This window comes from uncultured Gimesia sp. (genome assembly GCF_963972345.1).
Classification (GTDB): domain Bacteria; phylum Planctomycetota; class Planctomycetia; order Planctomycetales; family Planctomycetaceae; genus Gimesia.
In genome coordinates this window covers 1-11445 of record NZ_CAXAVM010000217.1, presented here as the reverse complement: position 1 = coordinate 11445, position 11445 = coordinate 1, and the positions used below count along the sequence as shown (strand labels likewise).

8 protein-coding genes are annotated in these 11445 nt (G+C 48.6%); 4 read left to right on the top strand and 4 right to left on the bottom strand.

Translation table 11 applies throughout. The features are described from left to right. The 3 genes from AACZ40_RS24780 to AACZ40_RS24770 all read right to left on the bottom strand — a co-directional run. Positions 1–554 (bottom strand): DUF6807 family protein (locus tag AACZ40_RS24780; protein WP_339676233.1); only part of this gene is annotated, 554 nt, incomplete at its 3' end. A 135-nt stretch (positions 555–689) separates the two neighbouring features. Further along, a complete protein-coding gene (locus AACZ40_RS24775) occupies positions 690–2156 on the bottom strand; it encodes an alkaline phosphatase D family protein (protein ID WP_291179912.1) in 1467 nt (488 codons plus the stop codon). Positions 2157–2254: 98 nt separating this feature from the next. Next, the gene (locus AACZ40_RS24770; RefSeq protein ID WP_339676231.1) at positions 2255–3685 is read right to left on the bottom strand and encodes a hypothetical protein; all 1431 of its coding nucleotides are present in this window, start codon (positions 3683–3685) and stop codon (positions 2255–2257) included. A 533-nt stretch (positions 3686–4218) separates the two neighbouring features. Here AACZ40_RS24770 and AACZ40_RS24765 point away from each other — a divergent pair. The 4 genes from AACZ40_RS24765 (at position 4219) to AACZ40_RS24750 (ending at position 9925) form a co-directional block, all read left to right on the top strand. Then, on the top strand, positions 4219–5196 hold the full coding sequence (locus AACZ40_RS24765; RefSeq protein WP_291179907.1) for an amidohydrolase family protein: 978 nt from the start codon (positions 4219–4221) through the stop codon (positions 5194–5196). A 311-nt stretch (positions 5197–5507) separates the two neighbouring features. After that, positions 5508–5936, top strand: coding sequence for a CPBP family intramembrane glutamic endopeptidase (locus tag AACZ40_RS24760; protein ID WP_291179904.1), 429 nt, complete (start codon positions 5508–5510; stop codon positions 5934–5936). A gap of 1168 nt (positions 5937–7104) precedes the next feature. Next, on the top strand, positions 7105–8859 hold the full coding sequence (locus AACZ40_RS24755) for an SIR2 family protein (protein ID WP_291179901.1): 1755 nt from the start codon (positions 7105–7107) through the stop codon (positions 8857–8859). Positions 8860–9109: 250 nt separating this feature from the next. Beyond that, the gene (locus tag AACZ40_RS24750; RefSeq protein ID WP_291179898.1) at positions 9110–9925 is read left to right on the top strand and encodes a hypothetical protein; all 816 of its coding nucleotides are present in this window, start codon (positions 9110–9112) and stop codon (positions 9923–9925) included. A 97-nt stretch (positions 9926–10022) separates the two neighbouring features. On the opposite strand, the gene AACZ40_RS24745 is transcribed toward AACZ40_RS24750, so the two are convergent. Continuing rightward, entirely contained in the window at positions 10023–11387 is a 1365-nt protein-coding gene (locus tag AACZ40_RS24745; protein WP_291179895.1) for a PHB depolymerase family esterase, read from the bottom strand. Positions 11388–11445: the final 58 nt, after the last annotated feature.

The window sequence follows — 11445 nt, the reverse complement described above, 5'->3', positions numbered from 1 at the left end:
CTCTGATGGGCATGGTCCGGGGGGAATTCATCCGAGACAATCTTTCCAGCAGGCGTCCAGATCGGGTGGATGTGAGCGCTCCGTCCGTACAATGGATCCAGAGACTCTGGCGGATTGATGTGTTTATAATTGTAACTCAAAACCGGATGATCGCCGATCATGAACTGATAGGCTTTGTCCGTATCTTTGATCGTCAGCTTCTGCTGCGGTGATGCAGTGCCAGCTTTGATTTGAAAGACGCGGGTTTTACCGGCGGGTGTTTCTCCAGGCGGAATCCACCAGAGCAAATCTGCAGACTGCTTTCGTTTTTCGATCTGAGCAGGGATGGCGGTCTTATCTGCGTCGGCTGATTCAACCAGATAAACCTGCTCCGCTGTCAATCCGGTTTCTGGAAGTTCCACACACACGGGCTCGTTTTCGAGTGGCGTTTTCTCAGCCGTGATGCTGACTGTTCCCAGACTCTCTTCGGCGGCTTCCAGATGATTTGTGGTATTAAAAATCAGGAGCAGAATGAAAAAAAGGGGGGACTGTAACCAGGTTAGGGATAATCTCATTTCAAACTCTCAGTAAGGCCAGAGCGCTGCTCTGCAACTTTCAGTAAGCGTTACTCCATGCTACCCAACCACTTGTGGCACTTGCAATATTCGCTTCGCCGATAATCGGGAAACGGACTGAAGAACAGGCTCCTGTTACTCAATCGGGCGTTGTTTCTGGACCTCATGCAGCAGTTTCCCCTGCTCGTCATAGAACCGAAACTGTAATTCTGCTTCCTGTCCCCGGTCTTCGGGTTTCACTTTTACGTACAGAAAGCCACCTGATGCCGGCTGCGATGTGTAAGGCTGTTTGACAACGCCATCCGGATCGGTCCCCTTTTTGTCTCCCGGATTCACTCCCAGGCGGGAATTCGCATCCACCAGCGCACCGGTGGAAAATTCTTCGATCCCGGGTGGATGAATCGAGTGATATTGCCAGTGACGATCGCCACAGATCAGGTAAAAGCCCCGCTGATTCAGACCTTCCTGATCGAGCCACTGGAAAAAGTCATCTCGTTCCTGACGGAACCCGCCGATGTTGGTGTGATTGTCTTTTTTTCCTTTGCCATCCGGGCCGATCATCGGCGTGGGAGAGATCAGGACTTTGAAAGTCGCATCCGATTCTTTAAGAGTTTCTTTGAGCCATTCACGCTGCTTTTTTCCCCAGATCGTTTTGTCTGGTCCATCGGGGGAACGATTGGGGCTGCGGTAATCCCGGTTCTCGGTGAACCAGACCTGCAGCAGTTTCCCCATGCGATAGGTTCTGTATGTAATAGGATCTGAGTCGAGGGGATCCACGATGGGGACCTGCTCGCGAAAGATGCGCAGACCCAGTTCGTTGCCCGGTTCACGTTTTCCCGTCAGATCACAGTCGTTATAGCGAAAGTCGTGATCGTCTTTTTCCCAGTAAGTAGGCACGCTCGAAAACAAATCAACATAGCGTGGCTGCACAAACTGCTCGTGCCACTTCTTTCGCATTTCAGCGGGTGTCTGTGCGGCGGGTTTAGCCGGATGATCGTAATACACATTGTCACCCGTCCCCACAAAAAAGTCCGGCTTCAGCTTCAGAATACTCAACAGAGCCGGGTAACCCAGGTCTTTGTCTTCGCCCGCATAAGCAGGGCGTTTCCCCAGGCCATGATGAAAGGCATTGAAGTTCATACCCGTCACTACCACAAAGCTGATCTCCTTCACCTGCTCTGCTGCAGGCAGTGTCTCGAAGGTGTTGACGGGGCCCTTCTGAGTCGATACCTGATTTATGCCATATTGCAGACGATAGTAGTAGCGGGTGTCCGGCTTGAGATTCTTCACCAGGGTTTTCAGCATGAAGTCAGTATCTGCTTCCGCCGTCAGCCAGTCTGTAAAAAAGGAGTCTGAGAAATCCTTGTGAGTCGAAAGCTCGAAGCGGCCCACACCTGCGCTGCCTGGCAGATCGCCACCTGGATCCAGCTTCGCCGCGGTAAGCCGTGATTGTAAGATCACGGAATCCGTATTCACTTCGCCCGCCATCTCTCCCTGTTTACGTTCTGGATGATCGGCCCCTGATTCCGGCAGAGAAACAGAAAGTGTGAGACAGCAGATCAGGCAGAAGTATCGAAAGCGGGCAGGACTGTGAATTCTCATCGGGTTCTCTCCTCAGCGTCGGATAGCAGAATGAATTCAGAATAACGACTGAATACAGGCTAACCGATTTCGAGAGCAGACTTCAACTCCCTCAGCAATCACGGCAGCAGATAAGGGACCGTGTAATAGTAGACCGGAACCTGGCAGGGACAAGCTTGTCCAGAAGCCGCGGGTGTGTTAGGAGTGACTGTCGCCGCCGGTGTCGAAGGTTTAGTCACCTTCGTTTCAGGCTGTTTCGGTGTCACCGGACGGGGGATGACACTCTGAACCAGTACCATTTCGTCAAGAGCCAGGCTGTCTGAGGACAAGGTGGCCTGTGAGGTCACTTTGCCTGCTTTGACCGCTCTGACACGTGCCTGCAGGGTCCGCGTTTCGTTCGCTGCGAGCTGGTCGAGTTGGAAAGACAGCTGCCGACCCTGTTCGTGAATCAGTCCCTCGGGCAGATCCAGGTTCAAATCCACTGAACCCTGGTTCTGACGACCGCGATTGCTCACCTGGATTTCCAGGGGAAAAACCTCTCCTTCAGCGACGACATCAGGTCCCTTGATCTTCAGTTCCAGTGACGGAGCGGAAATCTCTGTTGTCGTAGCGACATGCGAAACCAGCTTGACCAGGGAACTGGTTTCCACGTTCCCTTCCTCTGCGAGGTAAACTTTGACCTGCAGTTCCCGTTCTTCATTCGGCTCGAGCCGTGCGATTTTCCAGCTTAACTGGTTCTGGTTGACTTCAGCCGGCGGTGTCAGATCGACCAGGCTTGCGGCAGAGGAAAGTGTCTCGTTTACATCCACGTCAAACGCGGTTTTTGTACCCCGGTTTTTTACCAGGATCGAATAGGACAGCGTGTCAGCAGCTGTTCCCTGTTGGGGAATTGTTTTTCTGATTTCAACATGCAGCTCTTCCGAATTCTCAGGCTCAGGTCGAGCAGGCTTTCCAAAATCGGATTCGAAGGGTTGCTCCTGTCCGACCTGCATGTGTTCGTTACCGGTGATCCGCTCGTGATAGAGGGTAGGCCGAATGGCAGACCGTGACTGGGCTAAGGTTCGATCCAGGTTGACCAGCGTCCAGTTTTCATCAAACAGAAAACGGTCTTCCGGTTCCAGTCGACTCACCAGGTCACCCGCAGTGATCACTGCTTCGACGAGAAACGGTTCGTCCATTCCCGGGTCCCGCATTTCCCGCTCGATAATTCGGATGCGCTGGACATCCAGCGTCAGCTCCGGTTCAGCGGCAGCAGGTTCGGGGGGCAGTTCCAGATCCGGCAGCACAATGGGACGTTCACGTGGCAGCATGAATTCATCACGTGCCGGTGTGGCTGCGATATGCTGTGGAAGTTCTCCAAAGGAAACATACAGCGGATCGGTTTCAGCCAGCACAAATCCCACTGCAACAGGAATCTCCACCGCAATGCGTGAATCGATCAGGTAGTCGGCTTCTGGTGCATCCTGTTCCACTTCCCGGGGAGCGGGTGTGAATTCCTCTGCGACTTCAATCTCAACTGGTTCATCCGTGGGCATCGCCAGTAACAGCATGATCGTCAATATGATGGCAAGCGCGCCCAGTGTCGAAGAAATCGACCATTCCGGTGCCCGTCCAAACAGAGCTTTAGCCTTGATTAACCAGGCGGGGGCGTAATCTTCAAACTTGAGCGAGAGATCATATTCGACAGCGTCATCCTGGATCTCCTCTGAATACCAGTCGGATTCACGGGAATTCGTGGCGCTGATTTCAGTTGATTCTTCACGCCCATTCGTTTCAGACGCGACCTCTGCAGGCGCGGCGATTCAAATCTGAGCGATGATCATCAGCTGGGGGTTTCACAAAATCAAATCCGTTGCATGTGTCAGTCGCCGTTCCTGGCAACAACCGTCCCAAAACAAACTAAGTAAAGATACACAGTGCATGAAAATTAGCAAAAAGAGCCCGCGATGGGAAGTGCGATTTAATTTCCCCCCGAATACAGCAAGATTCTGTCAAAATAGATAGAATTGGCTCCGGACTGAGAATATCCTGTAGGAAGTCGACATCAACACTATGGAACTCACCAGCTTAGAGGATTCTCGACATGTCACAGCTCAACCGTCGTACCTTTCTTAAAACCGCTTCCGCAGGTTTGCTCGCTTCCCAGCTGAACATCAGTGGAAGTGCAGCCGCTGAACCCAAACCACTTCTGCCAGCCAGGGTGGTCGACACACATACTCACTTTTACGATCCCTCTCGCCCCCAGGGCGTTCCCTGGCCGAGCAAAGGTTCATCCCTCTACCGCACCGTTTTACCTAAACACTTTGTCGAACTGGAAAAGTACCAGCCCGTGAATGCTACGGTTGTCGTGGAAGCCAGTAAACTGGTCGAAGACAATCAGTGGATTCTCGATCAGGCGAAAGACAATCCCGTCATCATCGGCTTTGTCGGCCGACTCACGCCGGGGGAACCCGATTTTCGCAAACACCTCAAACGCTTTTCGAAAAATCCCCTCTATAAAGGCATTCGCATTAACTACGACCTGCTCGATCTCGGTTTAAAACAGCGACAGTTTATGGATGACCTGAAACTGCTGGCCGACCAGGGATTGCAGGTCGACCTGAATGGCGGCCCCGTTACGCTCAATGGAGCGCGCCTGGTAGCCGAGCAGGTTCCCGACCTCCGCATCGTCGTCGATCATATCGGCAATGTCGTCATCAAAGGGGATGAGATTGATCGGCGCTGGAAAGAGTACATGGAAGCCCTTGCCGATCAGAAACAGGTCTACATTAAAATCTCGGCCCTCGTCGAAGGAGCAGCCCGTCACCGTCCCGATGCCGTCCCTGACGACGTCGAATATTACCGTCCGACACTGGATGTGATCTGGAACCAGATCGGCGTCGACCGCATGATATTTGGCAGCAACTGGCCTGTCTCCGAACGGGCCGCCGACTATGTCACGCTGCAGAAAATCCTGGTCGACTACCTGCAGGACAAAGGCCAGTCGGCCCTCGACAAAGTCTTCTGGAAAAATTCAAAGCTGGCCTACCGCTGGGACCGCTATCCCGGTGAATCGGCATGAAAGTCTCCGTAATAATCCTGGTTATGATGAAATTTAGATAACGTCTCTAGAGGCGTTCGTCTATCCGTGGAGAAATTTTGTATTCAGCAATCGGACGTCGATCTCTAGACCAGCAATCAGTTCCTTATTGTGCGTTAGCAGTCGTTACAGTGACTGTCATCCTTGATATATTCTTTATCACTGGCAGATATTCTGAGAGTTCACGCCTCTCTCTCGCGTTGGTCGCATTTGCGCTGACCGTCTACCTGTTTGAGGGGGATCTTAAAGCCCTCGGATTACAGGCGCGGCCCATACAGGGCTGGAAAGTCTGGGTGAGAACTTCATTAATCATTGGGATTATAATCGGCTTTTGTATCTGTCTCGGAGGGGGGCTCTGGTATCTGACTGGTCACCAGGTTCCCTTTCACTTGATCCATCCCCAAGACTTTAATTCCGCTTTCATGCATATGTGTTTTGTTGCGCCGGTCCTGGAAGAAGCAATCTATCGGCTTGTAATCTGCGTTTCACTCAATAGACTGATGGGCGAATGGAAAACGATTGCCATCAGCGGAATTCTATTCGCAGTTCTTCACATTCTTTATGGAAATCCCAGTCCGGAAAATCAGCTTGGAGGTTTTTTTCTGGCATGGGCATTTCTTAAAAGTGAAACCATTCTTCTTCCCTTTCTGCTCCATAGCGTAGGAAACTTCCTGGTTCTAACCGGGAAAATTGCACTCTGGTATTTTCTGAAAATGTTTTAATCAGACGAGATGATTGTATAGTGACTATTCGATGAATCTGATGCCTTTGGGTTGAGTTCAAGATGCCTGACCTGTGGAAATTAAATCCATTCAGACAGAGTCTGATGCTCCAGGATTTTACAATAATCAGACGGACTCGGGGCTGTCAATTCTCTCCCACCACTCTCTTCTCACACTGCAAAAAATGCACTTGACTGCTGCCCGCCGATCCGCATCCTTTATGCTATAAAGTGCGTCGCGCGCGTGGCCCCTGAAAATTCCGGTGAACCACGCGAATCACTGCGAAAATCAGCACTACGAAACCCGCTGGTTTCAGCACAATCTGAGAAAAAGCAACGCAAAACTGCCTGCGGATCGACACACTTCATCCCACTATCACAACGAACTAACCAGCCATCATTCAGGCACCGGTTCCCTTTCATCACGCATCGCCACAAAAACGTTTTCATCACTTCTTGACTCCTGCCTTTCCTTACAGAGAATAAAAGACCGAAACAGGGGCAACCCCTGATGCACATTTGGAATAAGACGAAAACCGGGTAGCCCCGAATGCAATTCGGGGTTGTCGCAGACAACAGGAAACTGTCAGTGCAAGCATTCAAGTCAGGGAAACAATACCAACCCCTTCCATGTAGGGTGCGGACCCATGTGTCCGCCCGCCTGGCGAGTATCAACTGTGTTTCGCACGACAAGGGAAGCAGATAAAACATTGCAGCTTTCTTTTTCTACCACGAAAAACACAAAACCAGCCACAACGAAGAACGGGTAAGCCCGAATGCAATTCGGGCCGAGCGCAGCGAGCAGGAGGTCGCAGCAGCCACGTACAATTCGGAACCAAACCTCCCCACCCATTCAACACGGCCCGATAGTGCTGGAACATCGCCAGAACAACACTTTGGATTAATAGAAAAGACGGAACCTATGTGCCTGTTCTGCAGGAATTCTACCAGATATTGTCAAGAATTCGCAGATGAACAATCCGAAGTGCATGTTAATGAGTGAGAGTTGTTATTTAATTCAAAAAGAAGTTTAAGTAGACAGTTTAGTTTGTAACTGTAGAATCGAATTCAAATAATATGATCCTCTGAGTTTCACATGTAGAAATTAGCTTAATTAATTGACGATCGAATTTAATATGATTGACCCGCTTCTATCACTGGCATTCTCAATGCAGACGAATAAAGGGGTATATGCTCTTTTGCTCGGATCAGGAGTATCCCGAGCAGCGCAAATCCCAACGGGGTGGGAAGTAGTATGTGATTTGGTGAAGAAAATCGCTCAAATGCAGGGAGTCGATTGCAGCTCTGATCCTGCTAAGTGGTATCAAGAGAAATATCAAAAAGAACCAGACTACTCTGAATTACTGGATGAACTTGCCAAGAGCCCGGAAGAACGGCAGAAGCTTTTATCAGCGTACTTTGAGCCGAATGAAGAAGAACGCGAGCAAGGATTAAAACAGCCAACTTCTGCACATCGAGCTATTGCGAATCTGGTAGAAGGAGGATTTGTTCGTGTCATCGTCACGACAAACTTTGATCGATTAACCGAACTGGCAATTGAAGAAGTTGGGATAACTCCTACAGTTTTGAGTACTCCAGATGCCATTATGGGGTCATTGCCACTAATCCACCAGGAATGTGTGATCATCAAAGTTCATGGTGATTATAAGGATACACGCATTAAGAATACATTTGGTGAACTCTCTGAATACGCTAAGAGTGTTGATGAACTGCTTGATCGAATCGTTGATGAATTTGGATTTGTATTTTGTGGTTGGTCAGCTCAATGGGACCCAGCGCTTTACAAGGCTTTTGAGCGTAGTCGCAATCGCCGATTTACCAGTTATTGGGCGAGTCGAGGAAAACCATCAGAGAAAGCTCAGAAATTACTCAATTCAAGAGCTGGTGAATATATTCAAATCAAGGATGCAGAATCATTTTTTAATGAACTCGCTGAAAAAGTGATTTCCTTGGAAGAGTTTCAGAAGCCGCACCCTCTTTCAGTTGCTTCTGCAGCTGCGACAATCAAACGTTTGCTAAGCGATGACAAACACATAATTCGTCTTCACGATCTGGTTCACGAAGAAAAAGAAAAGGCTTATTCTGCTATTCAACTAGTGCTTTACTCGCTATTCAAACGAGCCAATACAGAAGAAGAAAATCAGAAAGCGATTTCAGAATTGCAGTCTAGTCTTGAGTTGCTCAGGACAATTTGTGTTTATGGAGCCTATTGGGGGCGAGCACAACACCAAGATATTTTCTCGAAAGTAGTCCAAAGACTTTGTAATGAACCGGCTGGGAAAGATAACTCAAATTGGAATGGAAGACAGATAATGCCTTCTCTTCGAGCGATCCCTTCTTTAGTTCTTCTTTACACGATGGGAATTGCTGCTATTGCCAATAGAAACTTTGATATGCTAACTACAATTCTGATAAGGCCTCAAAGTTCTCACTCTGGTCGACAGCCTCGAAATTTACTCTTGAATATTGATTGGTGTGAATTTCAAGACTGGATAAAGGGGATCCCAGAACACAAAAATGATTATTTTCCAGCTAGTGAATGGCTTTTTAAAGAGTGTAGAAGTGTATTAGCTCCGATGATTTCTGACGATCAAGAATATGAGCGTTGCTTTGATATTTTCGAAATGACGTATTCTTTAATTAATCTTGACCTGGGGTGTGGTAGTCAATTTGATCTTGAGAGGGAAGCCGTCTCATTTCCTCCAGGTAGGTATATACGTATTTATTATAGAATGAAAGATTATCAACAAGGAGATTATCTTGAGTTGTTGAATGTTAAAGAAAAGTTAGCACAACCATTTCTTAAAGCTGGTTTATTTGCGGGAAAGGAAGAAGTATTTCATATTGCATTGGAAGTGTTCAAAAAAGGTATTATGAAAAAAGCATATTATTATCATTTATAAGAAGGGGCTTAGAACTGGCAAATACGCTACTGGTAAGAATGAAAATCGTAAGACGAAATTGAAAACACGTTATTTCTAATTTACTCACGATGTTACACATTTGTATTATTTACTTTTATAAAGGCGGCGTTAAAGAATCTGAAACATCGAGTGAACCAGACATATTGCTATGTGTCTCTGTTTAAATATTAGGTACTTTTTATTTCACTTGTTGCGATTTGTATTACCCGGGGATTAAAGGTAAATCCAAATGATAGTCGAAAAATCTTACTCCCTGCTTACGCTTGAAGGCTATCTATTTCACTCTTCGTTAACACATGGCTTGACTGCATTACGTTCCGCGGGAGTTCACGATAAAGGGAATTTATATACTTCCTTCTTTCACCTCTCTATCGGACTAGAGCGACTTATGAAGGTGATTCTAGTCATTGATCATATGGCCAAAAACTCAATGCAAACTCCTTCAAATCGGACGCTGCGAAAACATAGTCACGATCTTATTGCATTATATAGATATCTAAAATCTTTTTCTGAGCCACAGCCAAACCCTTTGAGTATCATAGATTCCTCCGAGATCTCATTAGAAATTCTGAAGTATCTCGCAGACTTTGCGAATAAATCCCGGTATTACAATCTAAATTGTTTGACAGAAGATCAGTACTCAGATGAGCCATTAGCCAAGTGGAATTTGATAATCGAAAAGATAATTTGTCTCGACGTACCAGCGAGGCAAATTGAGAAGATAGAACTGCGTTCAACAGAAATCTTAAAGGCAACTCAAAATATTAGTTTTGTTCTTGGAGAAAATCTTGATGGCTCACAAATGACCCATCAAGATTCTGTTTTACTTCCACAATATCATTACTTAGCTGCTAAATATGCCGTGCTACATGTCATTGAATTAGTAAAATCACTACGCGATCTTTTAGACTTTTGTGTCGACAACTCACACAGAACAGCACGATCACTTAAATATGATAAATGCCCAGTTCCTTACATGGCTGAGTTTCTAAATTTTTGCCTTTTAGATAGAACAACAATTCTTAGAAAGAAAAAATGGCCTTGAAACTGGATCTGCCTTCTTTTTCGTCGAACATAACGGGTATTTTGTAACGTACTATTCTTTTTTCGTGTGTTTTCGTGTTGTTAGTCGTAGAAAAAGACTACTTCGACTGCAGCCCGGCCGTGTTTACCGCTTTGACCTGATAGTCGTATTGCTGACCCGGGTTGGCAGTTTTGTCCACGAATTCAAACTTCTGCAGTGGCAGCACGGGGGTATCGCCGTAGCTCATGTTCTGGAACAGGGGACGGCCGAAACGGTTGGTCGGTTTTTCGGGGAGTTGACCGATCTGTTTGCCGTCGCGTTGGATCAGAAAGGCCTGGATGCCGCTTTCAAAGTCGGTTCCTGCTTTCCAGGTAATCGTGCCTGTCGCAGCATCCACTTTGACATCGGTGGGGGCAGGGGGCGGAGTTTTGTCACTGACTGCGCCGGTCTTCACGAAGTCCAGCCAGGCCAGCGCGACTGCTTTGTCGGGCAGCCAGTTTGCCTCCGTTTTATCGCCTTCAAACTGATCATAAGGAACCGGCATGGTTTCACTGAGCAGGGGTGAGAGCCAGCCTTTGCTGATCTCCACGGCTTTCAAAGGGGCTCCCACTTTGTCAGGCAGACGCTGTTGCAGGCAGGCGTTGAAGAAAGGGATCGCGAGGTAGCGTGAGTCGCCGGTTTCGTGGCCCGTGCGGGGGTCGGGGGCAAAAGCGATCGGGGCTCCTTTGGAGCGGTAGTCTTTGAACATTGCCAGGCTGCCCGTCCAGGCGCGGCTGAAACGTTTGTTTTCTTTTTCTTTCAGACCCGGATTGGCCACCATCGGAATCTGCATCGCCGCCTCGGGGATCTCGGGAGCCGTAATTTCGTCATTGGTCCAGTAGCCGTACGCTGTTCCCGATTGAAACCAGATCGCCACAATCCGCTCCGGGTACTCCATCTGCATCAGGCTCGACCAGAACCCGCCTCCCGAATGCCCCCACAGACACCAGGGCGCGGTGGCGACTTCAGGATGCCCCGACAGTTTTGCCAGCTTCTGCAGTGACTCGACAAACACTTTGCTTGAGCCGTTCCGCGGATCACACCACAGGCGGCAGTTCTGTTTCTCGGCCTGATGAAAGCTGGGGCCGAGCAGGGCACAACCGTTTTTTCGCGCCAGTTCCTGCCAGTGCAGATCATGGGCCGCCGTCACGCTGCCCGTGCACGACCCCGAACCACAGCCATGCTGATGCACAATCATGCCCCGCACTTCCTTGAGTCCTTCCGGAATCCAGAGCGTATAAGTCACGCCGATCTGCAACTGCCCCTCTTTGGGCTCGGTTGGCTGTTCGTAGGTTGTGCTGTAATACGGCGGCTCAAATGAAGCCTCAACCCGCGGCAGTTCCAGCGGGGCAATTGTTTTGGTTTCTTCGGCAGCGACAGGGCAGACAAGCGTTTGCAACAGGAACAGGGCGGCAAGGTAAAACAGAGTGGCGCGTGATTTCATGGTGTTAATCCATCATTAATGGGAGACTGCTTTCAATTTGGTCGGTATTCATGGTAAA

What these genes read in the sequence shown, in the direction of transcription:
- AACZ40_RS24750 (WP_291179898.1), top strand. Translation starts at nt 9,110, where the DNA reads ATGATAGTCGAAAAATCTTACTCCCTGCTTACGCTTGAAGGCTATCTA.
- AACZ40_RS24765 (WP_291179907.1), top strand. Translation starts at nt 4,219, where the DNA reads ATGTCACAGCTCAACCGTCGTACCTTTCTTAAAACCGCTTCCGCAGGT.
- AACZ40_RS24770 (WP_339676231.1), bottom strand. Translation starts at nt 3,685, where the DNA reads ATGCTGTTACTGGCGATGCCCACGGATGAACCAGTTGAGATTGAAGTC.
- AACZ40_RS24775 (WP_291179912.1), bottom strand. Translation starts at nt 2,156, where the DNA reads ATGAGAATTCACAGTCCTGCCCGCTTTCGATACTTCTGCCTGATCTGC.
- AACZ40_RS24745 (WP_291179895.1), bottom strand. Translation starts at nt 11,387, where the DNA reads ATGAAATCACGCGCCACTCTGTTTTACCTTGCCGCCCTGTTCCTGTTG.
- AACZ40_RS24755 (WP_291179901.1), top strand. Translation starts at nt 7,105, where the DNA reads ATGCAGACGAATAAAGGGGTATATGCTCTTTTGCTCGGATCAGGAGTA.